Annotated in this window: 23 protein-coding genes and 1 other RNA gene; 10 read left to right on the top strand and 14 right to left on the bottom strand. The window is 61.1% G+C overall.

From position 1 onward, the window contains the following. Positions 1 to 119 precede the first annotated feature (119 nt). A complete protein-coding gene (locus V7714_RS02000) occupies positions 120 to 413 on the bottom strand; it encodes a hypothetical protein (RefSeq protein WP_335387596.1) in 294 nt (97 codons plus the stop codon). A 242-nt stretch (positions 414 to 655) separates the two neighbouring features. On the opposite strand from V7714_RS02000, the gene V7714_RS01995 reads away from it, so the two are divergent. Then, entirely contained in the window at positions 656 to 1,573 is a 918-nt protein-coding gene (locus V7714_RS01995; protein ID WP_335387594.1) for a LysR family transcriptional regulator, read from the top strand. Further along, complete coding sequence (locus tag V7714_RS01990) at positions 1,549 to 2,274, top strand: hypothetical protein (RefSeq protein ID WP_335387592.1); 726 nt, start codon at positions 1,549 to 1,551, stop codon at positions 2,272 to 2,274. Before V7714_RS01995 ends, V7714_RS01990 begins: the two co-directional genes overlap by 25 nt. Positions 2,275 to 2,427: 153 nt before the next feature. Here the strand turns inward: V7714_RS01990 and V7714_RS01985 are convergent, their stop codons facing one another. The 8 genes from V7714_RS01985 to V7714_RS01950 all read right to left on the bottom strand — a co-directional run bounded on the left by V7714_RS01985 (position 2,428) and on the right by V7714_RS01950 (position 11,387). Further along, positions 2,428 to 2,997 carry a phasin family protein gene (locus V7714_RS01985; RefSeq protein WP_284196474.1) on the bottom strand — a complete coding sequence of 190 codons (570 nt, stop codon included), beginning with the start codon at positions 2,995 to 2,997 and terminating at the stop codon, positions 2,428 to 2,430. Positions 2,998 to 3,282: 285 nt separating this feature from the next. After that, the gene (locus tag V7714_RS01980; RefSeq protein WP_335387590.1) at positions 3,283 to 5,520 is read right to left on the bottom strand and encodes an HDOD domain-containing protein; all 2,238 of its coding nucleotides are present in this window, start codon (positions 5,518 to 5,520) and stop codon (positions 3,283 to 3,285) included. Positions 5,521 to 5,585: 65 nt separating this feature from the next. Further along, positions 5,586 to 6,164 (bottom strand): SMC-Scp complex subunit ScpB, encoded by a 579-nt coding sequence (scpB, locus tag V7714_RS01975; protein ID WP_335387589.1) that lies wholly within the window; start codon positions 6,162 to 6,164, stop codon positions 5,586 to 5,588. Next, positions 6,157 to 6,963: a segregation and condensation protein A gene (locus V7714_RS01970; RefSeq protein WP_335387587.1), complete on the bottom strand. Its 807-nt coding sequence runs from the start codon at positions 6,961 to 6,963 to the stop codon at positions 6,157 to 6,159. Before V7714_RS01970 ends, scpB begins: the two co-directional genes overlap by 8 nt. After that, positions 6,963 to 8,282, bottom strand: coding sequence for a hemolysin family protein (locus tag V7714_RS01965; protein ID WP_335387585.1), 1,320 nt, complete (start codon positions 8,280 to 8,282; stop codon positions 6,963 to 6,965). The genes V7714_RS01970 and V7714_RS01965 overlap by 1 nt, the downstream gene beginning before the upstream one ends. Before the next feature lie 267 nt (positions 8,283 to 8,549). Then, positions 8,550 to 9,212 (bottom strand): MarC family protein, encoded by a 663-nt coding sequence (locus tag V7714_RS01960; RefSeq protein WP_335387583.1) that lies wholly within the window; start codon positions 9,210 to 9,212, stop codon positions 8,550 to 8,552. Positions 9,213 to 9,381: 169 nt separating this feature from the next. Further along, the gene (locus V7714_RS01955; protein WP_335387582.1) at positions 9,382 to 10,713 is read right to left on the bottom strand and encodes an ATP-binding protein; all 1,332 of its coding nucleotides are present in this window, start codon (positions 10,711 to 10,713) and stop codon (positions 9,382 to 9,384) included. Further along, positions 10,710 to 11,387, bottom strand: coding sequence for a response regulator transcription factor (locus V7714_RS01950; protein ID WP_335387581.1), 678 nt, complete (start codon positions 11,385 to 11,387; stop codon positions 10,710 to 10,712). The genes V7714_RS01955 and V7714_RS01950 overlap by 4 nt, the downstream gene beginning before the upstream one ends. 490 nt (positions 11,388 to 11,877) lie before the next feature. On the opposite strand from V7714_RS01950, the gene amaB reads away from it, so the two are divergent. The 3 genes from amaB (at position 11,878) to V7714_RS01935 (ending at position 15,536) form a co-directional block, all read left to right on the top strand. Beyond that, positions 11,878 to 13,434: an L-piperidine-6-carboxylate dehydrogenase gene (amaB, locus tag V7714_RS01945; RefSeq protein WP_335387580.1), complete on the top strand. Its 1,557-nt coding sequence runs from the start codon at positions 11,878 to 11,880 to the stop codon at positions 13,432 to 13,434. A 49-nt stretch (positions 13,435 to 13,483) separates the two neighbouring features. Next, entirely contained in the window at positions 13,484 to 14,878 is a 1,395-nt protein-coding gene (locus tag V7714_RS01940) for a CoA transferase (protein ID WP_335387579.1), read from the top strand. A 190-nt stretch (positions 14,879 to 15,068) separates the two neighbouring features. Beyond that, positions 15,069 to 15,536 carry a ribosomal protein L7/L12 gene (locus tag V7714_RS01935; protein ID WP_335387578.1) on the top strand — a complete coding sequence of 156 codons (468 nt, stop codon included), beginning with the start codon at positions 15,069 to 15,071 and terminating at the stop codon, positions 15,534 to 15,536. Between the two features lie 30 nt (positions 15,537 to 15,566). On the opposite strand, the gene V7714_RS01930 is transcribed toward V7714_RS01935, so the two are convergent. The 5 genes from V7714_RS01930 to smpB form a co-directional block, all read right to left on the bottom strand. Next, positions 15,567 to 16,835 carry a DUF6445 family protein gene (locus V7714_RS01930; protein ID WP_335387577.1) on the bottom strand — a complete coding sequence of 423 codons (1,269 nt, stop codon included), beginning with the start codon at positions 16,833 to 16,835 and terminating at the stop codon, positions 15,567 to 15,569. A 75-nt stretch (positions 16,836 to 16,910) separates the two neighbouring features. Further along, a complete protein-coding gene (gene guaA / locus V7714_RS01925; RefSeq protein ID WP_284196485.1) occupies positions 16,911 to 18,488 on the bottom strand; it encodes a glutamine-hydrolyzing GMP synthase in 1,578 nt (525 codons plus the stop codon). A 166-nt stretch (positions 18,489 to 18,654) separates the two neighbouring features. Then, on the bottom strand, positions 18,655 to 19,818 hold the full coding sequence (locus V7714_RS01920) for a GGDEF domain-containing protein (RefSeq protein WP_335387575.1): 1,164 nt from the start codon (positions 19,816 to 19,818) through the stop codon (positions 18,655 to 18,657). Between the two features lie 305 nt (positions 19,819 to 20,123). After that, entirely contained in the window at positions 20,124 to 21,437 is a 1,314-nt protein-coding gene (locus tag V7714_RS01915) for an IS1380 family transposase (protein WP_335387574.1), read from the bottom strand. Between the two features lie 561 nt (positions 21,438 to 21,998). Beyond that, a complete protein-coding gene (gene smpB, locus V7714_RS01910; RefSeq protein WP_284196487.1) occupies positions 21,999 to 22,448 on the bottom strand; it encodes an SsrA-binding protein SmpB in 450 nt (149 codons plus the stop codon). A gap of 113 nt (positions 22,449 to 22,561) precedes the next feature. Here smpB and V7714_RS01905 point away from each other — a divergent pair, with 113 nt between their 5' ends. The 5 genes from V7714_RS01905 (at position 22,562) to V7714_RS01885 (ending at position 26,020) form a co-directional block, all read left to right on the top strand. After that, positions 22,562 to 23,581 carry an asparaginase domain-containing protein gene (locus tag V7714_RS01905; protein ID WP_335387573.1) on the top strand — a complete coding sequence of 340 codons (1,020 nt, stop codon included), beginning with the start codon at positions 22,562 to 22,564 and terminating at the stop codon, positions 23,579 to 23,581. Positions 23,582 to 23,604: 23 nt separating this feature from the next. Next, on the top strand, positions 23,605 to 24,909 hold the full coding sequence (locus V7714_RS01900; RefSeq protein WP_335387572.1) for a sensor domain-containing phosphodiesterase: 1,305 nt from the start codon (positions 23,605 to 23,607) through the stop codon (positions 24,907 to 24,909). 43 nt (positions 24,910 to 24,952) lie between these two features. Next, positions 24,953 to 25,050: signal recognition particle sRNA small type (ffs, locus tag V7714_RS01895), an RNA gene on the top strand. Positions 25,051 to 25,181: 131 nt separating this feature from the next. Further along, a complete protein-coding gene (locus V7714_RS01890; protein ID WP_290332719.1) occupies positions 25,182 to 25,814 on the top strand; it encodes a TetR/AcrR family transcriptional regulator in 633 nt (210 codons plus the stop codon). 14 nt (positions 25,815 to 25,828) lie between these two features. Continuing rightward, complete coding sequence (locus V7714_RS01885; RefSeq protein WP_335387570.1) at positions 25,829 to 26,020, top strand: YqaE/Pmp3 family membrane protein; 192 nt, start codon at positions 25,829 to 25,831, stop codon at positions 26,018 to 26,020. Positions 26,021 to 26,055: the final 35 nt, after the last annotated feature.

The following is a 26,055-nucleotide window of genomic DNA, read 5'->3' as shown; positions in this document are numbered from 1 at the left end:
GCCTGCAGTTTAGCACCGCCGCCTTTGCCGCCGATTGACACGGGGCGCTCATAGGCGGCACCCCCAAAGCAAAGGCGACCCCAAGGGGTCGCCCGTGTCCATCAAGGCTAGGCCACAACTCAATGTGCCAGCGTACCGCCATCCCGCTCACCTTCCGGCTTGCTGAAATCCACGGGGCAATACCGGTTCACCTGCTCACGATCACGCTCAAAGAACAAAGTCAGGCCGCTGGAAAGACCAGCGAACAGCCAGCACACAAAGAACCCAACCGAGTAAGCCAGCACACGGCTTTCAAACAGGGGCTCCCCGGCCATGGTCATCTCAAGGGGATCAAACAAGGTAAAAAACAAGCTATTGACGATACCGGCCACCAGAAAGGACGGCCAAAGCACCAGGATGGACTTCAATTTCATGCGTTATGTCTCCATTTGCCGGTCTAACGCCGGACATACAGCACATCCTACTCCAGCCCTGGAGCAGCGAAAACCCCTATTGATCAATACCCTAGGTGGGTCCGGCTTGTTGCAACGCAGCATACTTTCGTCCACTACTTCAGAGAAATAGAGCGAATAAGTCGGCATCCCCCCTCGCTTGCACCATAATTCGCTAATCAAGCCCACCATAGGGCCGCTCACCCACCTTCGGATTCCTTGACATGCGCCTTTCGCTGGATGCCCTGATCGTGCTCGATGCCATTGAGCGCAAAGGCAGCTTTGCCGCCGCTGCAGCCGAATTGCATCGCGTTCCCTCAGCCATCACCTACACCATACAGAAGCTGGAACAAGATCTGGATGTGCTGATTTTCGACCGCAGTGGCCATCGCGCCCGCCTCACGCCAGCTGGCCAGGAGCTGCTACGCGAGGGCCGCCCCCTGCTGGACGCGGCAGCAGCACTGGAAGCGCGGGTCAAACGGGTTGCCACCGGCTGGGAACCTGAGCTGCGCATTGCCGTGGGTGATCTGGTCGATTTTGATGTGCTGCTGGAATCCGTCTGCGCCTTTGACCGGGTAGGCGGCGCCACCCGGCTACGCTTCTCGCACGAGGCCTATGGCGGCGCCTGGGATGCGCTCTATACCGGCCGCGCGGATCTTGCCATCGGCGCGCCGGACGACGCACCACCCGGCGGCGGATACAAAAGCCAGTTGCTGGGCGATGTGGAGTTCATGCTGGTGGTCGCCCCGAATCACCCGCTGGCCCAGGAGCCACAGCCCATACCCATGCAGACCATCAGGGCACACCGCGCAGTCAGCGTGGCAGACAGCTCACGCAGCCTGGCGCCACGCACCTCTGGCCTGCTCACCGGCCAGCCCACCCTGACCGTCTCCACCCAGCGCGACAAGCTGGCCGCCCAGTTGGCAGGCCTGGGCGTCGGTTTCATGCCCCGCCGCCTGGCACAGCCCCACCTCAACAGCGGGGCACTGGTGCAACTGCAGGTAGAGGAAGACAAGCCCATGGCCAGGCTTTACGTCGCCTGGCCCTCCAAATCGCGTGGCAATGCCTTGCGCTGGTTTCTTGATCACCTGGCAAGCGAAGGAGTCAGGCAGCGTCTATGTCAGGGCAGCCTGTGCAGCTGATATTGCTGGGCACCCCGCCCAGCCTGGCACAGCGGCTGCAACGCCAAGGCTGGTCTGGTCACACCGTAGCGACGCCGCCCCCTGCGGGCTGGACCGGCCTGGCCGATCCCCAAGCCGCAGGCAGCCTGCCAGGCCCGCGCTGCTGGCTTAGCAATGGCGTCACTCCGGTGCAGCTGGGCGAGCACGATCTCCTGCTCACTACCCAGGCAGCCCCCGCCTGTGCGGCGGATAGCTGGGTAGGCATCCACTGGCAGGACAGCCCCTATGCCGGTGAACACGGTTTCCTGCTGGCGGCTGGGGGCTCGCCTACCGGCTTGCAGCGCGCGCAAGCCGTGCTGGACGCCCTATCCCCCGCGCCTGGTGGCTGGCTGCATGCCGGCGGTCACGGCGCGCCAGCCTATCTGGCCAGCCTGATGCAGCAACTGGGTAATGGCATGGCCGGCCTTGCCAGCCTGATGGCCACCACGGCCACCGCCGGCTTCAATCCCATCTGGCTAGGCCAGCAGGCATTGCTGGCGCAGCTTGCCGAGCAAGCAGCTCACTATCTGGCAGCCAGCGAGGGCGAACACTATCAACCCCACCTCCCCCTCCCTCCCCTGTTTGGGCTGACGCCACCCAATGCAGCAGAGACCGACTCCCCTGCCCGCAAGCTTGCCTGCTTGCTGGTATGGCTGCAGGAGAGCGCCAGTAAACCAAGGTAACCGGGGCCTATCGACACTGGCGGCAGTACCGGCCCGCGCTGTTTGCACACAAGGAAGCGTCCCCCAAGTCCTGCTTGCAAGTTCATCACTGCCGCCAAAAGCAAAAAACCACGCCTAGGCGTGGTTTTTTCTTGCTACGGCTCCAGCAGCAGATCAAGCAGCAGCAGCGGCAGTCTTGCGGGCGGTGCTTTTGGCCACACCTGCGGCAGCCTTGGCCGAGGTCTCGGCAGCAGCCACGCCAGCTTCAGCGAAATCGCTGGTGACCTTCTTGGCTGTCTTGGCCACGGTGTCGTAGGCCGAAGCAGCGGTCGCTACTGCCGTCTTGACAGCCGACACCACGATTTCCGAACCAGCAGGCGCTTGCTTCACAGCCTTGTCCAGGGTGGAAACCAAGCCCTTGTTGAACTCAACAACCTGCTCTTCAACGAAGGCACCCAGTTCAGCCTGAGTGGAGCTGGTGACTTCGTACACATTCTTGGCAACCGACAAAGCCTTGTCGATCACCGGCTGCGACAGTTGCTGCTGCAGGGCGATAAAGCCTTGCACATCCTTCACATCGGCAAACGCCTTGGCGGTAGCCGTGTTGTCGGACAGCAGGTCACGTGTCAGATCCAGCTGCAGGTTAACAAAGCGCTCCACGCCAGACAGCGCAATGGACGACAGACGAATCGACTTTTCGAGCTGGGCCTGGCCCAGTGCGGCGAAATCCGAAGTAGCGAACATAAGGTCTTCTCCTGGCTAACTATTCATTCGGTGTATGCGCCGCAGTCAACGGAATTTTGCGCTGCAGCATGAACCCATTATGGTGAGCCGCAAACGCCAAGTCAAGCACTTTTGTGCGTTGCACAAATGTTTAACAACAATGTTTTATTCAATTGAAACAACATCTTAAAAAATAGAGCAAAAAAACTAATGCGGCGGCGCACTGCATCATGCAAACAACAGTGCCCAAACCGGCCAAGCCGGGTACTGCACGTCCGCCCAAAGCCAGCCAGTGGTACAACCGTCCTAGCTGGGTGTCTTCTGCCTGATGGCCAGTATCGCCTGGTTGCGCAGGGTCTTGCACAAGGCCAGTTCCTTCTGACCCAGCCTCAGGCTGCCGGGCTTGGCCCTATCAGCGTAAAACAGCCCGACTATCTTCTTGTCTATCACCACCGGCATCAGCAAAAAGGTCTTGCCCGCCCCCGCTTGGCGAAACCAGGCGGGGATACGCTCCCGTATGCTGTTGCTATCCACATCCTCAATCAGCACATCGGCGTTTTTTGACAGCGTCACCCTGAACACATCGGCCGTTTCATCCAAGGGCAAGGCAAAACGGGCCAGGAATTCCTCTATGTGCTCACCAAAACCGAAACGCCCGACAATGGCATTGCGCTGCACGCTGCGTGTTGCGATCAACACCCTGTCCACTTCCAGGCTGCGGAACAGTGTCTCCAATATCATGCGCAGCAGATCGTTCAGGCGAAAATCAGCCACCAGCGTTTCCGTCACGTCCTGCACACAACTGGCCAGCGCTTCCAGCACTTCGGGGCGGTCGGGCACAGGGGGGGGTGACACTGCCGGCTCTGCGGCCGTGGCCGCCGCCGATGGCTGGCCCGCCCCGGCCGCAGCGACAGCCGCACCCGCGACCGGCAACCCCGCCAACTGACGCAAACGGGCCAGCGCGCCCGAACCCTGTGCCTCCAGGCCAAAAATCGACGCCTCGCGCAATGCCTCGCGCGCTGCATCATCCACAGCAACACGTAGTTCACGCTCGCTGAGGCGCATGGGCTCGCCATACTGATCACGCGCCTGCAAGAAACCCTTGAAGCGCTCAGGCTCGCTCTCGGCCAAGGTTGCCCGCATCAGGCTGCTGCCGGCATTGGCAAACAGACGCAGCCAATCGGCATCATGGCGGGGCGGCTTGGGCTTGGGGTCTTCGGTCGCCATGCTGCTGATCAGCTTACCGGGCAGGTTCCAGCCCTTGGCCACCCCCATGCCCAGCTCCTCATAGCTGATACCCAGAATACGCCGGGCGGCAATGTCATCACGCTCACCTTCGCGCACCAACTGCTGTATCTCCAGCGCTTCGGCGTGGAAGTAAAACAGGGTCAGCAAACGGCCCAGCAGATGAAACATGCCCGATACACGAGCCTCTTCCACATCACGGTAGCCACTTTTCTCGGCCAGCTTGCGCGCCAGCAAGCTGGCGAAGAAGGCCTTGGCCACTTCATCCTTGAGCTCAATGGCATGGGTATGGTTGCTCAACTGCTCTATCAGCACCAGCGACATGGCCAGTGACTTCACCGTACCAAATCCCAGCACCATCACGGCCCGGGAGATAGTGCTAATGGCGCCGCCAAATTGGCCATAGCTGGCCGAATTGGCCAGGCGCAGCACTTTGTTGGTCAGCGAAAAGTCACGCAGTATCACCGTGGCCAAAGACTGCAGCCGCTCGGTATCGCCATCTGCAATCCGCCCTATCGCGCCTATCGCCCGCGACAGCGCCGGAAAATCTTCCGTCCGCTCGATACGGCGCAATAGCAGGCCGGCCGGGCTCTCATCCTCCTCCGGCACACCGTCCAGCGCAGCCAGTTCGGCTTGATAGTCGGTCAGGGCTGCCCGCAGCGCCAGCAGGTGCTCGAAGGGTGGCACACCCGGCTCACCCAGCGCACGCTGGACAATCAACTCCAACCGAGGATCCATATCGGCAATCAGATCAGCCAGGGCAGGCAGCTCACCTCGCTCATTCGGTACCGCTAACTGTCCGGTCAGCATATGGAACAGCAACTCGCCCATGCCCCGCAGCGCATCCTCGCTGACCTCGCCCTTGGGCAGCAGTGCCGCCAGCTTGGGGCGGCCATCCCTATCCAGCAGCACACGCTCGGCGGTGATCCAGCCAAGTGAATAACCCATCAGGCGGGCATGCGCCGCCCCATCAAGCAGGCGTAGTGCCAGCTGCACCGCCTCCCCTCGCTCCAGCGGCATCGATTGCAAGCGGGCCGCCAGACTTTGGCCTTCGCCCCAGCGGTATGCCAGCCAGGGCTCGCCATCAATCTCGGCGGCGCCATCCAATGGCAGCATGACCGCATGGCCTGCATCCTGCGGCGATAATTCGGCATCCAGGCCAGGATCCGGCACCAGCAAGGCAGGACGTCCGTCCTCGCCATGCGCATGCCAAACACCGCCCTCGTCAGCAATCAGGGTATAAACGGTCTCGTCCATGCCACGCCCAGTGGTGACCATGCCAATCTCAGGATCGGTCATGGGTATTCGAATTAGATTATATTCCGAGCGTAGCAGAGGCAGCCAAGAAAGCCACCAACGGTCAATTATTCGGGCGTTTCCACCGTCTCAGGCAACACCAGCCGTCCCAACTCAGCCAACGGCGGCAGTTCAGTGCGGCTCTTCAACCCCATATCGTCCAGGAAGGCACGCGTGGTCGAGTACAGGCCGGGCCGGCCAGGTGTCTCGCGGTGCCCCACCACCTCTATCCACCCCCGCTCCTCCAGGGTCTTGACGATATTGCTGGAGACGGCGACACCACGTATTTCTTCAATCTCACCGCGTGTCAGCGGGCCCTTGTAGGCAATGATAGCCAGTGTCTCCATCACCGCACGGGAATACCGTGGCGGCTTCTCCGGGCTCAGCCTATCCAGATAGGGCTGGAACTCCAGCCTGGCCCGAAAACGCCAGCCGCTGGCCAGCTTGACCAGTTCCACGCCACGTCCCACCCAGGCGGACTGTATCGCTTCCAGCACCTCGTTCAGCAATTCGGCACGCAGCTCTTCGGCGAACAACTTCTTGATATCGTGCAGGCTGAGCGGCTCCTGTGCGACCAGCAAGGCGGTTTCCATCACCAGTTGCAAGTGCTGCCTATCATGCAGGGCCGATTCCCGTGTTTCAGACATGCGCGTGCTCCAAGGCCTCACTGCCCGCCAGCCGCACGTAGATGGGCTGGTAAGGTTCGGCCTGGGTAACGGCAATCAGGCCTTCCTTGGTCAACTCCAGCATGGCAATAAAGCTCACAACCAGCAGCGGAATCCCCCGGCTGGTATCGAATAACTGGGAGAATTCCAGATAGCGGCCACCGGCCAGCAATTTCAGTATCTCGCCCATCTGCTCGCGCACACTCAATTCGTCTGGCTTTACCATATGACTGCGAGTGTGCTTGGCACGCGCCAGCAGCGACAGCCAGGCGGTCTTGAGGTCTACCGGGGTGACCTCGGGCAGGCGCACCACCATCTCGCGGTCAAACCATACAGCAGCCCAGCTGAAATCACGCCCCGCCTGGGGCAACTGGTCTATCTCAAAGGCCGCCAGCTTCATCTGCTCGTATTCCAGCAGGCGGCGGACCAATTCAGCGCGCGGGTCATGCTCCTCTCCCTCCTGCGCAGCAGGCCGGGGCAGCAACATCCTCGACTTGATCTCTATCAGCAGGGCCGCCATCAGCAGGTACTCTGCAGCCAGCTCCAGTTGCTGCGCATGCATCACCTCGACATAGTCCATGTACTGGCGGGTCACCACCGCCATGGGAATATCCAGTATGTCCAGATTCTGCTTGCGTATCAGGTAGAGCAGCAGGTCCAGCGGCCCCTCGAAGCGCTCCAGCATTACCCGTAGTGCATCCGGGGGGATATACAGATCCTGCGGCAGCTCGGTAACCGGCTGGCCAAACAGCAAGGCCAGCGGTTCGGCCATGCCATTCATCAGTCTGTCCCAGGTTCCACTGGCGCAGAGTCATCGGCGCTGGGGTCACGGGTGGCCAGCACCTTGTCGATGCGCTTGCCATCCATGTCCACCACCTCAAAAATCCAGCCACCCCAATCGAGCTTGTCCGCTGTCTGCGGCAGGCGCCCCAGTAACAACATCAACATGCCGGCCAGGGTGTGGTAGCGGCCCTTGTCCTCTTCCGGCACATCACGCAGGGAAAGTCTATCCTTCAACTCGGGCACCGGTATCAAACCATCCAGCAGCCAGCTGCCGTCATCGCGCTGAACCGCCCAGGCGTCTTCTATATCGTGCGGCTTGAACTCACCTGTAATGGCCTCCAGCAAGTCCTGCAAGGTCACCAGGCCTTGAATCTCGCCGTATTCGTCCACCACCAGTGCCATCTGCACCGAAGTGGTCCGGAAATTCTCCAGCAACTCCATGCCGGTCAGCGTTTCCGGCACGTAAGCCACTTGCTGCAGATGGGTAGCAAAATCAGCCTGCTGACCGCGCAAGGTCTGCCCCAGTATCTGCTTGGCGGTGGCGATGCCCAGCACCTCATCCAGGCCACCCTTGCAGACCGGGTAACGCGAGTGATCGGTCTCGGCAATCTTCTCCAGGTTGACGGCGCGCTCATCCTCCACGTCCAGGAACACGATTTCCGAACGTGGTGTCATCAGCGAGCCAATCTGGCGATCATCGAGTCGGAACACATTGCGCACCATCTCGTGCTCATGCTGCTCGATGGCGCCTGATTCCGAACCTTCGGCCAGGAGGGCGTGAATTTCTTCCTGTGTCACGGTATTGGTCTGATCGGTGCGCACACTCAAGGCGCGCAATACCACCTCGGTCGAGACCGTCAGCAAACGTACAAAGGGCTTGGTCAGGGCCGCCAGCCAGTTCATGGGGCGGGCAACCAGGCGAGCAATCGGCTCGGGGTTCAACTGGCCTATGCGCTTAGGCACCAATTCACCCAGCACGATGGACACATAGGTGATGCTGACCACCACCAGGATCAGCGCCAGCAGGTCAGCGGCTTCCGCCCCCATCCCAAAACCCTCCAGCCAGGTAGAGAACGGGCCGGCCAGTGCGCTTTCACCAACAATACCGTTCAGCACACCGATGGAGGTGATGCCGATCTGCACGGTAGACAGGAAGCGGGTGGGGTTTTCGCCCAGCTTGATGGCTGCAATAGCCCCGGCATCACCGGTCTCTGCCAATACCTGCAAACGGGCACGGCGAGCCGCGACAAGGGCAATCTCGGACATGGCGAATAAGCCATTGAGTATGATCAGTCCGAGTAAAAGGGCAATCTCCATTATGGAATAACTAGTTGTGGCGAAGCCGCTAGTTTACCTGCCAGCAGGCCATTCGGGCAGATTACGCAAAATTCCCCAAAAAATCGGGGTTTTTCAGCACCCACCCAAACCCCATGGCCCGCCACCAACCCCTAGTATCTACGCCACAGCTGGCCTGTTTGCATAAATTAGAGGCAAGCCAGCACCTGCCCTGCTCTTTCAAGCGCTTGCTGCAATTATCCACAAGCCACCCACAAGCTTTTCCAGTGCCGCTGTGGGTGATTCCACTCAAACCAGCAAGCCACGCAACAGCTCCGACGCACCATTCCAGAAAATCTGCACGCCGATGCACAGCAGGATAAACGCCGACAGCCGCAGGAACACGGTAATGCCGGTTTCACCCAGCCTTGCCAGCAAGCGGTTGGCGTAGCGATAGCTGAAATACACAACGGCCGTCAGCAACACGATGCCGATCACCCCGCCTGCCAGGTTCAACTCATCGATACCGTTGCGGGTACGCAATGCCGCCCCCAAGGTAATCGCCACCGAAATCGAACCCGGCCCGATGGTGAACGGGAAAGTCAGGGGAAAAAATGCCCGCCGTATGATGGCCGGCCCGGTAGGCTTGGCGGCCGCTGCCTCGCTGCTATGGTCGTCGGCCTCCAGCAGTTTCCAGCCAGCTGCAGCTACCACCAAGCCACCGCCTATCTTGACCACAGCCAGCGAGATACCGAAGAACTTGAGCACATAGTTGCCGACAAACATGGCCCCTAGCAGCAGGAAGAAGCCATTGATGGCGATGCGCTTGGCAATCAGCCGTCGCTCCTGGTCGCTGGCGCCATGGGTATAGGTCAGAAAGATGGGCGCCACCCCGGGTGGGTTGATGATAGGCAGCAGGGCCGTCAACACCAGCAGGATGCTTTTGATGAATTCAATCAGATCGGTTGTCATGGCAACTTGTTATATAGGTCAGATCAGCCAATGATGGCAGCATGACATGCCGCTGTGAACTGGGGGTATTCCGGCACCGCTCTGCACAAAAAACAGGCAGCCACCAAAACCCGTCTGCTTTCAGCAGCTTGTTGCAGCTGTCCACAGGACGCCCACAGGCTTGTCCCACTCAGGCTGTGGATGCGCTAACCGGAAACACCAAGCTGACGCAGAGGCCGCCACGATTGCTGAAATCGAGTTCAGCCCCGTGCAAGGCCACCACCCGCCGGACGATGGATAGACCCAGCCCACTCCCCTGTAATACGCTATCCAGCCTGTAGAAACGCTCACCCAAGCGCGCCAGGGCGGCGTCGGGTACACCAGGGCCATTATCCTGCACCGATAGACTCAGCCGTCCCGCCATTGTCGCCAGCGACACGGCCACATGCCCTCCTGACGGCGCATGGTTGACAGCGTTGTCCAGCAGATTACGCACCGCCAGGCGCAACAGGCTGGCAGAGCCAAACAGCATGGAAGACTCACCGTCCAGCGATAGCTCAATACCCCGGCCCATGGCCTGGCAGGCGCAATCAGCCAGTTCCTCCCGCGCCAGCAGGAGCAAATCGAACACACCTGCATCTGGCACAGCGGCAAGGTGATCCAGCCGCGCCAGCAACAGCAACTGCTCGGTCAGCCGCGTCGCACGGCTCACGCCGGCCAGGGCTTGTGCCAGCGCATGCTGCCGCGCAGCAGCAACAGGCTCTGCCATAGCCACCTCCAACTGGGCGCGGATAGCCGCCAATGGCGTGCGTAGCTCATGCGAGGCATCCGCCGTAAAGCGCCGTTCGTTTTCCAGCGCGGCTTGCAGTCGCGTCATCAGCAGATTGATTTCCGCCATCAAGGGCTGCGCTTCGTCCGGTATGGCGCTTGCCAGCACCGGAGACAAGTCTTCCGGCCGCCTGGCAGCAATCTGGCGGGACAGGTCTTCCAGCGGGGCCAGCCCACGGCCCACCGCCATCCAGATCAGTACCACCATCACCATCAGCGACAGCAACCACGGCGAGCCCAGCCCAACAGCCAGCCCTGCAGCCAACTCGTCCCGCTCATACCAGGGCCGGGCCACGGCCAGCCAGCGATCACGCAAGGGCTCCTTCACCCACAGCACGCGCCAACGCTGCCCGCCTATCTCCAGTGTTTGCAGCCGCTCACCCGATTGCCGGAACGCCAACGCCGGCGCAGCCTGGCTGCGAAACACCGGCCTGCCCTGCAGATCCCAGGCCCAGGCGGCAAAGGCATCGTCATCATTGAAGGCATGCAAGCCAGGTGCATCAACCGCCGCCTGTATCTGCCCCATATCCAGTGAAAACAAGGTAGCAGCCACCTGCTCCAGCTGGTGATCAAACAGCTCGTCCACCTCTTGCAGCATATAGAGATAGGACGCTACCGCCAGCAGCAACCAGACGGGCGCCAATACCCCCAGCAACAGCCGTATCAGCCGTCCACGCAACGATCTGCCCATCATGGTGCTGCAGCCGCTTTGGCAGGGTTCAGCATATAACCCACACCACGCAGTGTCTTGATCCAGTCGCTCCCCAGCTTCTTGCGCAAATGGTGGACATGGACTTCCACAGCATTGCTCTCCAGCTCCTCCCCCCAGCCATACAACGCCGCCTCAATCTGCTCGCGCGACATGGGCCTGCCCGGCTGGCTGATCAAGAGCGCCAGCAGGTCAAACTCGCGCCCGGCACAGGCCAACGGCTCACCTGCCAGCGTCACCGTGTGGGTGGCCGGATTCAGTACCAGCTCACCATGCTGATAGAGCGGTTCACTGCGTCCTGCAGCGCGGCGCAGCAAAGCCCGCAAGCGGGCAGCCAACTCTCCCAGGGCTATGGGCTTGACCAAATAGTCATCCGCTCCCGCATCCAGGCCGGTAATGCGGTCCTCCAACGCATCGCGAGCGGTCAACATGAGTACTGGCGTAGAAAGACGCCGTTCCCGCAAGCGCCTCAGCAGCGACAGACCATCACCACGTGGCAGGTTCCAGTCCAGCACCACCGCCGCGAACGGTTCTGCCGCCAGGGCGGCATCTGCCGCCATCGCATCGCAAACCCAATCCACGGCATAGCCCGCCTGGCTCAAGCCAGCTTTCAGGCCATCTCCCAGCAGGGCATCATCTTCCACCAGCAATATGCGCATCCAGCAAGCCACCTCAATAGTTAAATGTCACCAGAACCTGGCCGCCTTCCGGCACGTATAAGGCAGCAGCCTATCTCCCCCTGGCGGCCGCCAGGCCTGTATACACAGTGTGCCGGGTTGCCCTGCTTGTCGCCATCGAGCGCCCCTGCAATTAGCTTGTGCAAGCTCCTTGCAGTAACAGCCCTGGCGTAAGCATTAGACACAGACTTGCTTAAACCAAACTTAAGCCCATGTTTGGCCCACCTGCCCGAAAAACAGGCAGTAGTCAGAAAGCGCCATGCTTCAAGCAGTTGCCCTACTTATCAACATGCCGCCCACAGGCTTACCCCAGGCTGACGTGGACAAACCGGCCACCGCAGATAAGCCTGCAAAACTTGCTTGCGCTCTATAAGCTACCTTTTGAATAATTGATACTAGCCCCCCGCAGAGGGCATACCGCTCGGCCCAACCGCATCACCGACCCTGTGCGAACAGCACCCCAGGAACTGCCATGCGCCTACCCCCAGACCTGATTGCCGACCTGCGTCTCTCAGACCTTGCGGCCGAGCCACTCTGGCCCTCTGCCCTGGTCGCCGGTGCAGCCCACTATGCCGATAGTGCCCCACGCGACATGCGTTCCCCCATCGACCACACCCTGCTCGGCAGCTATGCCCCCGCCTCAGCCGGTTTGGTCAACCACGCCGTGGAAGCCGCACATGGTGCCTTTCTCAAATGGCGTACCGTACCTGCCCCCTTGCGCGGCGAGCTGGTACGGCGCATAGGCGAGCAGATACGCCAGCGCAAGCAGGCCCTGGCCAGCCTGATTACCCTGGAGGCCGGCAAGATCAGCAGCGAAGCCGAAGGCGAGGTGCAGGAGTGCATCGATATCTGTGACTTTGCCGTCGGCCTGTCGCGGCAACTGCATGGGCTTACCATCGCCAGCGAGCGCCCCAGCCACCGCATGATGGAGCAATGGCAACCGCTGGGCGCGGTAGGCGTCATCACAGCTTTCAATTTCCCCATGGCAGTCTGGGCCTGGAACGCCATGCTGGCCCTGGTATGCGGCAATGCCGTGGTCTGGAAACCCTCAGAGAAGACGCCCCTGTGCGCCATTGCCTTGCAGCGGCTGGTCGAATCAACCATAGACGAGATGACCGAGAGCGTACCTGCCCACCTCTGCCAACTGGTATTGGGCGAGCGCGAAGCAGGCGAGCGGCTGGCAGCCCACCCGCTACTGCCCTTGCTGTCCGCCACCGGCTCCACCCGCATGGGCCGCAGTGTCGCCCAAGCGGTAGCGGCACGGCTGGGGCGTTCGCTGCTTGAACTGGGCGGCAACAACGCCTTGATCGTCGCCCCGACCGCCGACCTGGAAATGGCTTTGCGCGCCATTGTCTTTTCGGCCGCTGGCACCGCCGGCCAGCGCTGCACCAGCCTGCGCCGGCTGATCGTGCACGAGAGCCTGCTGGATACCCTGTGCCAACGCCTCGCCCAGGCTTTCGAGAGCCTGCCCATAGGCCATCCCGGCGAGGAAGGCACGCTGGTAGGGCCGTTGGTGGATGCCGAGGCTTATTGGGCCATGCAGCAAGCCCTGCAGGCTGCCGAACAGCAAGGTGGCCAGCGTCTGGCTGGCGGCAATCGGCTGGAACAGGGTGTACCAGCCCATGGCTACTATGTGCGGCCCGCCCTGGTGAAGGTACCTGGCAACCTCCCTATCGTGATGGAGGAAACCTTTGCGCCCATCCTCTACCTGATGCCCTATAGCGAACTGCAGGATGCCATCGACCTCAATAACGCCGTGTCGCAAGGACTCAGTTCAGCCATCTTCACCGACAGCGTGCGCGAGGCCGAGACCTTTCTGGGGCCAGCCGGGTCCGACTGCGGTATCGCCAACGTCAACATCGGTACCAGTGGTGCCGAGATAGGTGGCGCCTTTGGCGGCGACAAGGATACCGGCGGCGGCCGCGAATCCGGCTCTGATGCCTGGCGCAACTATATGCGTCGCACGACCAACACCGTCAACTACGGCACAGCCTTGCCGCTGGCCCAGGGTGTAAAATTCGAGGTTTAGCCTCAGACACAAGGTTGCTCAGGCCTTGTCGCGCCGTACAAGGAACCCGATGCAAGCTCCCCATCCCCAACACGCCCTGGCACAGCTATGGGCGCTGGCCGGCCTGCCGCAGCAGGCACTCGAGCATATACACCTTGAGGGCGACGACCCCATCCTCCCCTCCACCTTTGCCGTGGGCTGTGCCGCCCAGGCCAGCCTGGCGGCCAGTGCATTGGCCGCAGCTACGCTATGGCAACTGCGCAAGGGTAACTGGCCTGCTGTCCAGGTCGATATGCGCCATGCCGCCATTGAATGCCGCAGCGAACGCTACCTGCTGGTCGATGGTGCGCCGCCGCCCGACCCCTGGGACAAGCTGGCTGGCGCCTATCGCTGTGGCGATGGACGCTGGGTAAGGCTGCATACCAATTTTCCCCATCATCGCGACGGCGTGCTAGCGCTGCTGGGTTGTGCCAACGAGCGCGCCTCGGTGGCAGAAGCGCTGTTGAACTGGCAGGCCGAAGCCTTCGAAACCGCAGCCAGCGAACGCGGCATGGTGGTGGCGGCCATGCGTAGCTTTGCCGAATGGGATGCACACCCGCAGGCCGCAGCCATTGCCGCCCTACCCACCTTTACCCTGGAGCAGATAGGCGATGCGCCTGTGCAAGCCCTGCCCCCTGGTGACAGGCCGCTATCTGGCATCAGGGTGCTCGATCTAAGTCGTGTGATAGCCGGCCCGGTGTGCGGCCGTACACTGGCTGCCCATGGCGCCGACGTGCTGATGATCACCTCGCCGCGCCTGCCCGCCATTCCCTCGCTGGTGATGGACACCGGCCGGGGTAAACGCAGTGCCGCGCTGGATCTGGCCCAAGCTGCCGAGCACGCACAACTGCTGCAGCTATTGACCCATACCGACATCTTTATGCAAGGCTATCGTCCCGGTGGCATGGACGATATGGGGCTGGGGCCGAAAGCCTTGGCCACCTCGCGGCCTGGTCTGGTCTATGTTTCGCTCAGCGCCTATGGTCACCAAGGCCCCTGGGCGCACAAGCGGGGTTTCGATTCGCTGGTGCAAACCGCCATGGGCTTCAATCATGCCGAGTCCTCAATTGCTGGTGAGGCAGCCCCCAAGCCCCTGCCCATGCAGGTACTGGACCATGCCAGCGGCTACCTTATGGCCCTGGGCGCCATGGCGGCACTGCATCGCCGCGCCACGGTCGGTGGTAGCTGGCATGTGCGGGTATCACTGGCACAAACTGCCCACTGGCTGCGACACCTGGGCCGCCTGCCTGGTGGTTTGCAGGCGCCGGACATCTCGGCTGCCGAGGCACAGCCCTATTGCGAGACCGCGCCATCAGGCTTTGGCCAACTGACGGCAGTACGCCATGCGGCCACGCTGAGTGGCTTACCGCCTCATTGGTCACTGCCGGCCGTGCCGCTGGGGCACGATCCCGCCGCCTGGTGGTAAGCAGCCTACGCACCAAGGGACGATAGGAGGGTTTTAAGAAGCGTCGCCCTCCAGGCAAGGCGAGGGTTAAAAACACAGCGCAGCCTATACTTGATCAGCAAGAAGCAGCCCCTCTCGCCCAACGCAGTATTGCGACGACATCAAAGTTGCTGGTTATCCCCCACCGGAGCCCCCCGACTAGGAGTGCGTCATGGCATCAGGTCACACCACACTGTCACCGCAGGCGGTAAGCGCCATCCAGAACGGCAATCTGCTTGAAGCCATCAAGATTGTTCGGGGCGATACCGGTTTGGGTTTGAAGGAAGCCAAGGACCTGGTCGAGCAGTATCAGTCTGGCAAGCCGATATTGGGCAGCCTCCAGCCTGGCTCGCCCACATCGCAGTTAGGCGACCCATTGTCCCCCGCTGCCATGGCCGCACTCAGCCAAGGCAACATCATCGAAGCCATCAAGCAGGTGCGCGCCGAAACAGGCCTGGGCCTGAAAGAGGCCAAGGATCTGGTAGAACGCCATCGATCGGCCAAGGTGCCGGCCAGCCGCAAGCCCCGGTTAGGGTCGGGCCAAGTGGCCGAAAGCCGCTTTGGGGCAGGATTCTGGCTGGCCGTCATCGTGGGTGGGGCACTGCTCTACCTGTGGTTCAGCGGCAGCTTGTCTGGCTAGACCCTGGCGATACATAAGGCAGGTGCTTGTTCATGGCATTTCAAAACTGAACAGGCGGGTCAGCCTACCGTTGTCAAAACTATCCCCAAACACATTGTCCACCGCATGAAAGTGATTGCCCTTGTATAGCACCAACCGGTTGTAGCGCATGGGCACGGTAAATAGCCGCTGCCAGCGGTCGCGCTGAGCCGCAAAACCAGCAAAGGCGCGCGGCTCACCCAAGGGGATTTCGCGTCGTAGAAAGGTCTTGAAATCCGCATAGCCCGCCGCCCGCAGCAACGCATCCTCCGGCCGGCGCAGCCAGCCCGTGGCGGCATGGCGCCAGAAACTGGTGCCGCCCTGGCAGTGCTCAGGTCGCGTCAGGTAGAGCACGGCGGCATAATGACGGGTCTCCGTCGCCTGCTCGTCATCCACATGGATATCGGTACGTGCCGTGGCATCTGCCAACGTCAGGCGCATCACGCCGTTGTCGGGCGACAACCATTTGAGCCGGCGCCCTAAACGGTCAGCCAGCGCCTGCATGATAGCCTCGCAGGGCAACAGCCCGGTTTGCGACCCCGGATAGTTACTCCTGGCTACGCCGTATTGCAAGCCAGCAGCCCAGGCTCTCGCCGCATCAGGGTCGGGCAGAAAATCATCCAGCACATGCAGGTCTGCATCATGCAACACCGTGCGCACCAGCTTCTCCTCTACCGCCTCCCCCAACTGCAGCAAGGGATAGGGATCACCCACCGCCACCGTTGCGGCGGGCGAGGCAAAGCCCATATAGGTTTGCTCAGGCAGGCACGGGTCGCCCGCACATGCCTGCCTGTAGTAATCCATGGCCTCGGCGGCATCGTCCTTGTCGTAAGCCGCCAAGGCCAGCGCCATCAGCGTCTGGGTGTGGCCAGGGTGCTGCTGCAGCAACTGCAGCCTGGCTTGCCGTGCGCCGGTCAGGTCACCCATACGTTGGTACAAGGCGGCCAATGCCCGCCCATACGCCAGATCCCCGGGGGCCAAGGCGCTTGCGCGCTGCCGGTGCACCAGTGCCTCCTGCAGCTTGCCCGCCCCTTGCAGCATCTGCGCCAGATGGTCATGCAAGGCTGCCGTGTCCTCGCCAGCCGCCAACGCCTTCTGCAGCATCACCCTGGCCATATCGGCCATACCCTGCTGGGCCACGCACAGGCCCAGATAGTGCAACGCCAAGCCACAACCAGGCTCCAGGGCCAGCGCCTGCTGGTACAAGGCGGTCGCTTCTCGCAAGCGTCCCTGCTGTTGCAGGCCCATACCCTGCTCGGCCATCTGGCGCGCTTTATTCATGCTGTCCTCACGTAACAACGGCCCGCTATGCAGCGAGCCGTTGTCTCAGAGCCTAAGTCGTTATGCAGCCCAGACTTATTCCCACTCTATGGTTGCCGGCGGCTTGCCCGAAACGTCATACACCACCCGGTTGATGCCACGCACCTCGTTGATAATGCGGTTGGATACCCGTCCCAGCAGGCTGTAGGGCAGCTCAGCCCAATGGGCAGTCATGAAGTCGCTGGTCACCACCGCGCGCAGTGCCACCACCCACTCATAGGTGCGGCCATCGCCCATTACGCCCACAGACTTTACCGGCAGGAACACCGCAAACGCCTGGCTGGTCAGCTCGTACCAGGTCTTGCCGCTATGCTCGTCGCGGGTATTGCGCAGTTCTTCGATAAAGATGGCATCGGCACGCTTGAGCAGCTCAGCGTAATCGCGCTTCACCTCGCCCAATATCCGCACCCCCAGGCCAGGGCCGGGGAAAGGATGGCGATATACCATGTCGTGCGGCAACCCCAGCGCCACACCCAGTTCGCGCACCTCATCCTTGAACAGTTCGCGCAAGGGCTCCAGCAGCTTGAGGTTCAGGGTCTCAGGCAGGCCACCCACATTGTGGTGGCTCTTGATGGTGTGGGCCTTCTTGGTCTTGGAGCCCGCCGATTCGATCACATCCGGGTAGATGGTACCTTGGGCCAGCCACTTGGCATTTGGCAGCTTCACCGACTCGCGCTGGAACACTTCCACAAACTCGCGGCCGATGATCTTGCGCTTCTGCTCGGGGTCGGTCACCCCTTCCAGAAAGCCCATGAATTCGGTGCTGGCGTCCACGCGTATCACCTTCACACCTAGGCCGCGGGCAAACATCTCCATCACCATATCGCCTTCGTTCAGGCGTAGCAGACCATGGTCAACGAATACGCAGGTCAGTTGATCGCCGATGGCGCGGTGTATCAACGCCGCAGCAACCGAGCTATCCACGCCACCCGACAGACCCAGGATCACTTCCTCGCTGCCAACCTGCTCGCGTATCTTCTTGACCGCCTCGTCGATGTAGTTAGGCATGGTCCAGCTAGGCTGGGCACCGGCAATGCCCAGCACAAAGCGGTGCAGCATATCGGTGCCGCGCTTGGTGTGGGTGACCTCGGGGTGGAACTGCACAGCGTAGAACTTGCGTGCCTCGTCAGCCATGGCGGCAATAGGGCACGAGGCGGTCTCGGCGATCAAGCCAAAGCCGGCAGGCATGGCAGTCACCTTGTCGCCATGACTCATCCATACATCCAGCAGGCCATCACCTGCTTCGTTGGTGCGGTCTTGCAGGCCGTTAAACAGCTGCGAGTGGCTACGCGCACGAATTTCGGCATAGCCAAACTCACGGCTGGCGCCCGCCTCTACCTTACCGCCCAATACTTGCGCCATCCATTGCATGCCGTAGCAGATACCCAGCACGGGCACGCCCAGCTGCAGCAGGCCGGCATCGGCCTGGTAGTCGCTCTCGTACACCGAGTTAGGGCCGCCAGACAGGATAATGGCCTTGGGATTGAAAGCCTGAATATCGGCCAAGGGCATGTCATAGGGATGCAGTTCGCAGTAGACATGCGCCTCGCGGACGCGGCGGGCAATCAGCTGAGCGACTTGCGAGCCGAAGTCGAGGATAAGGATTTTGTCCATGGCGGCCTTCCGTGCAAAAACCGGATTTTACAGGAGCCCGGCGAGCAAGCGAAGGGCGGATTACACAGGGCATACGCAGCTACCCGCCCGGATGACGTTGAGAACATGGGCCATCCCCCTGCCAAAACCGATCAGCATGCCGCCAGCCGCCTCGCAGCCAGCCTGTTCAGACCGGCATCGCCAATATCTGCACCCTGTTCTGTCCTGTCGATTGCGCCGCTTCCAGCGCCTTCTCTGCCGTCACCAGCAACAAGTCCACATCATTCTGCCCGTCCGCCAGGCTGGTCACACCGATGCTCACGGTAAACCAGAGGGGGCCATTCGGGGTATAGATCACCAGGTCCTCCACCCGTCGCCGCAATCGCTCCGCCACCTTCTGGGCGCCATCGCCAGGCGCATTGAGCAACAGAATGGCAAAGGCATCACTGCCCAGGCGAGCAAAGCTGTCTACATCGCGCAATTCCTCGCGCACCACCCGAACAAACTGCAGCAAGGCCTCGTCACCCGCATTCATGCCATAGCGCTGGATCAGATGCTTGAAGTTGTCGATATCCACCCGCAACATGGATGTCGGCGACCAGGCACGCTCTATGCGCCGGGCCTCCGCCTGCACGATCTCGCCAAAACCACGCCGATTGAAGCAGTTGGTCAGGGGGTCCTGCTTGGTGGCATACATCAGCTCGGCCGCTATGCGCTCGTGTATCAGCAACATGCAACCCAGCGCCAGCCAGATGCCGAAGAACAGCACCAGCACATAGAACACCAACTCCCGCAAGGCATGCAGATCCCCGGTCTCTGTCGGGTAAATCACCCCCAGCACCAGCCGCAGCAGATTGACCAGGCACCAGCAGTAGATGATGCCGCGGAACAGCGTATGCCCCAACCGTCGCTGCGGTTGCACCGGCTGCCTGAGTGCGCGTACACCAGCGATGCCAAACACGACCTGGGTGATGGAGAACAGGGTCAGGCGGGCGTGGTAATCGGGCCAGACCACGCCTACCAGCAGCAGCGCCAGGGTATTGCACACCAGCATTGCCAACACAAATCGCCAGCGCCTGGGGCGTTCGAAGAAATCATCGATACCCAGCAAAATGCCGGCACAACCCAGGCTGGCCAGAAAATCCGGCAGCGCCCCCCAGCGCGGCAGGCTGGTCAGCACCAGCGAAAACGTAAACAGTGAGGCAGCATAGGCCAACAGCCCAAACGCCCAGACACGAGGCCCGCTCATGATGCTGCGTACCCGTATACCGCTTACATAGACCAGCGCTGCCAGCTGTAGCAGCATCAACGACTCGGCCAGCAACAAGGTGGGGATGCTGAGAAAACTCATGGACGGCAGGTGCCGGCAAGCGGCTTGGTCAAGGGGTGTAATACAGGGTTCATGCCCGTGTTATAGCTAAAATCAGCCCGTCACCGGTATGAACAATTACACCAATCTAACAACCCACACACAGGCCAAGGCGTGCTAGCCCGGATGTTTCACGCCTGACTGAGACGGGTGAGGCGGACCGCTAATATCCCAGGTTTGGGGTGGGAGACGAAGTTGATCCTGGAAATTTGGCGTCTTGGACGGTTTTTGGGCGCAGTACCCCCAACCCCCGAAGCGTCAACGTGTCGGGGACGCACTCGTTTGAGTTACGGTGAGGCCAATGCCCGGGATGCGCTGAGGAAGAGATCGCGCAAGGGATGGTGCGAGGCGAACAGGATACTGATGCGTCGGGTATTTCGAATCACTGCGGCGCCAATTTTAAGTAGCCGCACCCGGATGCTGGCAGCGGTAGCGGAGGCCAGTTCTGTACCCGCCAGCGCGATTTGCCGAAGCCGATGCATCAGCGTATAGGCCAACGCTGCCAACAGCACCCGGAACCAATTCGCCAGGAATCTACTGCAACTGGTACGGGTTCCGAACAGGTCGAGCTGCGTCTCCTTGATTCGGTTTTCCGCTTCACCCCGTTGGCAATAGAGATCGTCGTACAGAAGATCAGCCTGCCGATCCAGGTTGGTGACAATGAACCGCGGATTGATCCCTTGGCTACCAAATTCCAAGCGGGTCACAATCCGCCGTTCGCAGTCCCAACTGTCAGCACCGTAGCGAAATTCGTGAATCGCCCTCTGCTTCACTTGGGTCTTCGCGTAGCGCTGTTCCAAGTCCGCCTCCCAGGCCGTGACGCAGCGCTGCAGGCGTGCATTGCGTGCTAGGCCAATCACATAGCCGACGTTTTGGCGTTCGCACCAGCGAATCAGACGCTGGCGACAGAATCCTGAGTCGCCGCGAACGATGATGTGTACCTTCGGCCAAGCTTGTCGCAAGCGAGTAACCAGCAGCTTGATGACAGCCGCCGCATGCTTGGCCCCATCGATCCGGCTGTTCCTCAGGACGCAAGCCAGCATGAATTTGCCGCAGAACACATACAGCGGCAGATAGCAGTAGTGGTCATAGTAGCCGTGGAATTCACTGCGCTCTTGATCGCCGTGCAAGGGAATATCCGAGGCATCGACGTCGAGAATCAGCTCCTGCAGATCAACGGATTGGGCCGCAACGAACTGGTCGATCAGCACGCGATTGAGGGCCACGATATCGGCACGCGTCGCCCGCGTTTCCATCCGGCATAGTGTCGGACTACTGCCCAGATCGTCGCCAGTGCCCACTGCCGTTTGCATGAGGGGGTCGCGACGTAGCGCAGTGTGATCATTCAGATCTTCGTAGCCGCAGCACAATCCATACAGTCGCTGCGCGACCAGGTTTCGCAGTTCGTGCGTAATCAAACTCTGATCACGTGGGTCATGAAGCGCGCCCGCTACTGCAGTCGAGAGGCCGATGCGACGATCCACCTGTCGCAACAGCATCAACCCGCCATCGGAGCTGAGTGCGACCCCCTCGAAGTTGGCTTCGATCTTGCGCCGTCCGAGGCGCCCAAATTCCATCCGGTCCGCTGTACAATTTGGCATCGGCGAAGTTGCATGAATATTGGCGTGAGAACCTTATTCTATGCGGCCTTCGGCCCTTCGCCGACCCTACCCCCGTGAAATATCCGGGCTAGCCCACCGCTGGGCGGGGCATAGAACGGGCTAGATCAAGTAGAGCCGCTGCTTGAGCAAGCACTAACGCCAAGCACCTGGCTTGCCCGGGTGCCCGCACTGCAGTTAACTACCCTATGACGCCTGTACGCCCGAAGTAGGCGCCGTCGAGCGCAGCGAGGTTCCCCGCCGGTGGGCGGGGCGTAGAAGTGGGGCTAAATCAGGGAGAGCCGCTGCTCGAGTAAGCGCCACCGCCAAGCGCCCGGCTTGCCCGGGTGCCCGCGCTGCAGGTAACTACCCTTGACGCCTGTACGCCCGAAGTAGGCGCCGTCGAGCGCAGCGAGGTTCCCCACCGGCGGGCGGGGTGTAGGGGTGGGGCTAAATCAGGGAGAGCCGCTGCTTGAGTAAGCGCCAACGCCAAGCGCCCGGCTTGCCCGGGTGCATGAGCCGCACGTAACTACCCTATGACGCCTGTACGCCCGATGTAGGCTCTCACCGCTTGTGCACCTTCATCGCCCGCTGTATCTCGCGCTGGGCATCCTTGGTCCGCTCGCTATCGCGCTTGTCATGCAGCTTCTTGCCCTTGGCAAGACCCACAGACAGCTTGATGCGGCCACCCTTGAAATGCATGTCCAGTGGCGCCAGGGTATAACCCGAGCGCTCCACCCGGCCTATCAGCTTATTGATCTCGGCCTGGTTCAGCAGCAGCTTACGGCTGCGGGTCGGGTCTGGCACGATATGGGTGGAGGCGCTGGTCAGCGGCGAGATATGGGCGCCCACCAAGTAGAAGGCGCCGTTACGCAAGATGACGTAGCCTTCCTTGATCTGCACCTTGCCGGCGCGGATGGACTTGACCTCCCAGCCCTCAAGCACAAGGCCGGCTTCATACTTCTCTTCAATGAAGTAATCGTGAAACGCTTTACGGTTATCAACTATGGACATGGCTGGATGCGTTCTGCAGAGCGCGGTAAAGTCCCGCCGTCGCCACCGTGGACGACCGCGCACTTCCGCGCATAACAATTCAAAGCGCCGATATTAACTGAATCGACAACGCCATGCCCCACAAGCGCCTATTTGTCATCTATGCCGGCGGCACCATCGGCATGCAATCCACCGCCAGCGGCTATGCCCCGGTTGCCGGCTATCTGCCGCAGGAGCTGGCCCGCATTGCCGGGCGTACCCCAGGCTTCCCCGCCTATACGCTGAAGGAATACGCCCCGCTGATAGACAGCAGTAACCTGCAGCCGGCCCACTGGAACACCATGGCAGCCGATATTGCGGCCAACTACGACAGCCACGACGGCTTTGTCATCATCCACGGTACCGACACCCTGGCCTACACCGCCTCGGCACTCAGCTTCATGCTGGAGAACCTGGCCAAGCCGGTCATCGTCACGGGCGCCATGGTGCCGCTGGCCGAGCAGCCCAACGATGCCGAGCAAAACCTGGTGGATGCCTTCCACTGGGCTAGCGAATCCAAGCTCTATGAAGTCTGCGTGGCCTTCAATCGCCAGTTGCTGCGTGGCAACCGGGCACGCAAGCTTTGGGGGGCCGAGATCGGCGCCTTTGGTTCGCCCAACTACCCCATCTTGGGCCGGGTGCAGGGGCACCATGAATTCAACCCGGCACTCTGCCTGCCCAAGCCTGCCGCGCCATTCAAGGCACATCAGATCAACCCGGATCTCGCCATCGTTGGCCTCAAACTCTACCCTGGCCATACAGCGAGAATGATGGAGCATCTGTTACAGGCCGAACCCGCCCTCGCAGCCGTGGTACTCGAGAGCTTTGGCGCAGGCAACGCGCCCGACGCCGATACGGCGCTGCTGACCGCCTTCGCCAGTGCGGCCCGGCGAGGCACGGTACTGCTCAATGTCACCCAGTGCATCTCCGGCAAGGTCAGCGATAGCTATGCCGCCGGCACCGCACTCAGCCGAGCCGGCCTGATCTCAGGCCAGGATCTCACGCCCGAAGCCGCACTGGCCAAGCTGTACTTCCTGCTATCGCAGCCACGCGGCGTGCTAGGCTGGGAGGACACCCTGCCTGTCAATCTACGTGGTGAATTGTCCGCAAGCTGAATGGGATAGAACCGTCATAGTCCATGCCACCCATCCACGCACCCTACCAGCTCGATACCTTGCTCGACCTCTGCCAGGCAGAGGGTGGGCAGCATATTGCCCGCCATGCCAGCTTCGTGCTGCATAGCCACTTCCAGCCCATCTACAGCTTTGCCCACCGCCGGGTAGTCGGCCATGAGGGCCTGATGCGAGCCTGGTCCGATGCAGGCAAGGTGCTGTCGCCCTACACCGTATTCGCCTCCGCCCGTTCCGAATCCGAGCTGGTGACACTGGATCGGCTTTCCCGCCTGCTGCATACCCGCAACTTTGTCACCCAGATGCAGGCCTGCCAGGAGCCCGCGCACTGGCTGTTCCTGAATGCCGAACCCAATGCCTTTGCCCATGCAGGCCAATACGGCCGCTTCTTCCCAGAGATGCTGGACAAGCTGCAGCTGCCGCCACAACAGGTGGTAGTGGAGGTACTGGAAACCGCCATAGAAAACAATCGCGCCCTCAGCCGCGCCGTGGATTACTTTCGCGACATGGGCTGCCTTATCGCCATTGATGACTTTGGCGCCGGCCACTCCAATGTGGATCGCGTCTGGCGCCTGCGCCCCGATATCGTCAAGCTCGACCGCACCCTGATTGCCGATGCCTCGGAAAACCGCGAAGCGCGGCTGATACTGCCAGGCCTGGTCAGCCTGCTGCATGAGGCCGGCTCCCTGGTTCTGGCCGAGGGCATAGAAACCGAAGAGGAAGCCCTGCTGGCACTGGAGGCTGACTGTGATCTGGTTCAGGGCTACTATTTCGCCCGCCCCAGCCCCAGCATCCTCTCCGCCGAACCAGCCAATCCGGTGTTCGATACCCTCTGGCAACACTTCAACACCCATGTGCGTGAAGAAATAGATCAGACGCAACGGCAGTTGGCACCCTATCGCACCGCCCTACTGAAAGGCGCGGCCCGTTTGGCCGATGGCGATGAATTTGGCCTGGCTGCCCAACCGTTCATGGATGAGCCCGCCGCCATACGCTGTTTTCTGCTTGATGCAGAGGGCCGACAGGTGGGCGCCAACCTGACTCCCGCCGCACCAACCAGCGAGCAAGCCCCGCGCTTTTCGCCACTGGATGATGCCCGTGGCGCCATCTGGTCGCGCCGGCACTATTTTCGCCAAGCCATGAAGCGTTTTGGCGAGCTGCAGATTTCACGCCCTTATCTATCCATCGTGGGCGAAGAGCAGTGCGTTACGCTATCGCTGGGCATTACCCTGCACGGCCAGCAGCATGTGCTTTGCGGCGATTTACTATGGCAAGGCCCTTCCGAATTCGACGTACGGCCCGGCAGTGTGTAGAATGCTGTCTGTTCGTCGCGCTGGCGGCGAGTGTTGTCTCAATGGCGGGTCTCCCCGCATTGCCAAGTCGTGAATCTGGTCAGGTCCGGAAGGAAGCAGCCACAGCGGTGCAGGCAAGTGCCGGGGGTCGGGCTCGCCACCTCCCCTTCTCAGTTTCAACAGCCGTCCTCACGCAGCCATTGCGTCGCTCGATGCCTGTTTGTGCAGCTTTTTCTAGAGCTGCAGCTCAAACCTAGTAAGATTACGTCATCCTTACGCCACCACCTATCGTGATGAAGACCTACGACCGTATCGTCCAGGAAAGCCTCATGCTCTTCAACGAGCATGGCGAGCGCCCGATTACCACCAACCATATCGCGGCCCACCTGGGTATCAGCCCTGGCAATCTCTACTATCACTTCCGCAACAAGGAAGAGATCGTCTACCAGATTTTCCAGCTCTATATCGACTACATGCGCAAGCACCTGCAGGTGCCGGAACACCGGGTACTGGAGCCCGAGGATCTGGGCCGCTACCTGGATGCCGCCTTTGCCGCCATGTGGCAGTATCGCTTTATGTTCTACGACCTGCCCGGCCTGCTCAGCCGCAGCCCGCAGCTCCAGACCGACTACCACAGCTACGTCAAGAACGAGCTTGCCCCCATCCTGGCCAAGGCCTTTGGCGAATTTGCCGCCATCGGCTTCATCAATATCAAGCCGGATGAAATCATGCCGCTAGCGACCAATACCTGGATGGTGGTGAAGTTCTGGTTTGCCTTCCAGCAAACCATCCATCCCGACCGCCCCATCAGCGAAGAAACCGGCAAGCAAGGCGCCCGCCATGTACTGGCCCTGTTCAAGCCTTATGTACAGCCGAGCTTCATGCCGGTGTTCGAGCAAATCGAAGCCCGCTACAAACCCGCCTGACCAGGACCTCCCGCATGCGCCTGATTATCGCCATCTTTCTGCCGTTTCTGCTGTTCTTCACCATAGGCCGCCCCTTTGCCGGCCTTATCTGCCTGGTCCTGCAACTGACCGTGCTGGGCTGGATACCGGCAGCCATCTGGGCCGCCTATGCCTTGTCCCAATACAAGACCGACAAAAAGATCGAGGCCGCGCTGGGCAAGCGCTAGGCAAGCCAAGGGCAGCCTGCGGGGCGCCCCGCCTA

Origin of the sequence: Chitinimonas sp. JJ19, from assembly GCF_036961565.1 — a bacterium.
In the GTDB taxonomy this organism is placed as follows: Bacteria; Pseudomonadota; Gammaproteobacteria; order Burkholderiales; family Chitinimonadaceae; genus Chitinimonas.
This window is presented reverse-complemented; position numbering and strand designations above follow the sequence as displayed.

Excerpts from the sequence above, each read along its gene's own strand:
- V7714_RS01915 (WP_335387574.1), bottom strand. The coding sequence starts at position 21,437 with ATGCCAAATTGTACAGCGGACCGGATGGAATTTGGGCGCCTCGGACGG.
- V7714_RS01905 (WP_335387573.1), top strand. The coding sequence starts at position 22,562 with ATGCCCCACAAGCGCCTATTTGTCATCTATGCCGGCGGCACCATCGGC.
- amaB (WP_335387580.1), top strand. The coding sequence starts at position 11,878 with ATGCGCCTACCCCCAGACCTGATTGCCGACCTGCGTCTCTCAGACCTT.
- V7714_RS01980 (WP_335387590.1), bottom strand. The coding sequence starts at position 5,520 with ATGACCGATCCTGAGATTGGCATGGTCACCACTGGGCGTGGCATGGAC.
- V7714_RS01995 (WP_335387594.1), top strand. The coding sequence starts at position 656 with ATGCGCCTTTCGCTGGATGCCCTGATCGTGCTCGATGCCATTGAGCGC.
- V7714_RS01900 (WP_335387572.1), top strand. The coding sequence starts at position 23,605 with ATGCCACCCATCCACGCACCCTACCAGCTCGATACCTTGCTCGACCTC.
- V7714_RS01985 (WP_284196474.1), bottom strand. The coding sequence starts at position 2,997 with ATGTTCGCTACTTCGGATTTCGCCGCACTGGGCCAGGCCCAGCTCGAA.
- V7714_RS01890 (WP_290332719.1), top strand. The coding sequence starts at position 25,182 with ATGAAGACCTACGACCGTATCGTCCAGGAAAGCCTCATGCTCTTCAAC.
- V7714_RS01940 (WP_335387579.1), top strand. The coding sequence starts at position 13,484 with ATGCAAGCTCCCCATCCCCAACACGCCCTGGCACAGCTATGGGCGCTG.
- V7714_RS01920 (WP_335387575.1), bottom strand. The coding sequence starts at position 19,818 with ATGAGTTTTCTCAGCATCCCCACCTTGTTGCTGGCCGAGTCGTTGATG.
- V7714_RS01970 (WP_335387587.1), bottom strand. The coding sequence starts at position 6,963 with ATGAATGGCATGGCCGAACCGCTGGCCTTGCTGTTTGGCCAGCCGGTT.
- smpB (WP_284196487.1), bottom strand. The coding sequence starts at position 22,448 with ATGTCCATAGTTGATAACCGTAAAGCGTTTCACGATTACTTCATTGAA.
- guaA (WP_284196485.1), bottom strand. The coding sequence starts at position 18,488 with ATGGACAAAATCCTTATCCTCGACTTCGGCTCGCAAGTCGCTCAGCTG.
- V7714_RS01950 (WP_335387581.1), bottom strand. The coding sequence starts at position 11,387 with ATGCGCATATTGCTGGTGGAAGATGATGCCCTGCTGGGAGATGGCCTG.
- V7714_RS01990 (WP_335387592.1), top strand. The coding sequence starts at position 1,549 with ATGTCAGGGCAGCCTGTGCAGCTGATATTGCTGGGCACCCCGCCCAGC.
- V7714_RS01935 (WP_335387578.1), top strand. The coding sequence starts at position 15,069 with ATGGCATCAGGTCACACCACACTGTCACCGCAGGCGGTAAGCGCCATC.
- V7714_RS01960 (WP_335387583.1), bottom strand. The coding sequence starts at position 9,212 with ATGACAACCGATCTGATTGAATTCATCAAAAGCATCCTGCTGGTGTTG.
- V7714_RS01955 (WP_335387582.1), bottom strand. The coding sequence starts at position 10,713 with ATGATGGGCAGATCGTTGCGTGGACGGCTGATACGGCTGTTGCTGGGG.
- V7714_RS02000 (WP_335387596.1), bottom strand. The coding sequence starts at position 413 with ATGAAATTGAAGTCCATCCTGGTGCTTTGGCCGTCCTTTCTGGTGGCC.
- V7714_RS01930 (WP_335387577.1), bottom strand. The coding sequence starts at position 16,835 with ATGAATAAAGCGCGCCAGATGGCCGAGCAGGGTATGGGCCTGCAACAG.
- V7714_RS01965 (WP_335387585.1), bottom strand. The coding sequence starts at position 8,282 with ATGGAGATTGCCCTTTTACTCGGACTGATCATACTCAATGGCTTATTC.
- scpB (WP_335387589.1), bottom strand. The coding sequence starts at position 6,164 with ATGTCTGAAACACGGGAATCGGCCCTGCATGATAGGCAGCACTTGCAA.
- V7714_RS01885 (WP_335387570.1), top strand. The coding sequence starts at position 25,829 with ATGCGCCTGATTATCGCCATCTTTCTGCCGTTTCTGCTGTTCTTCACC.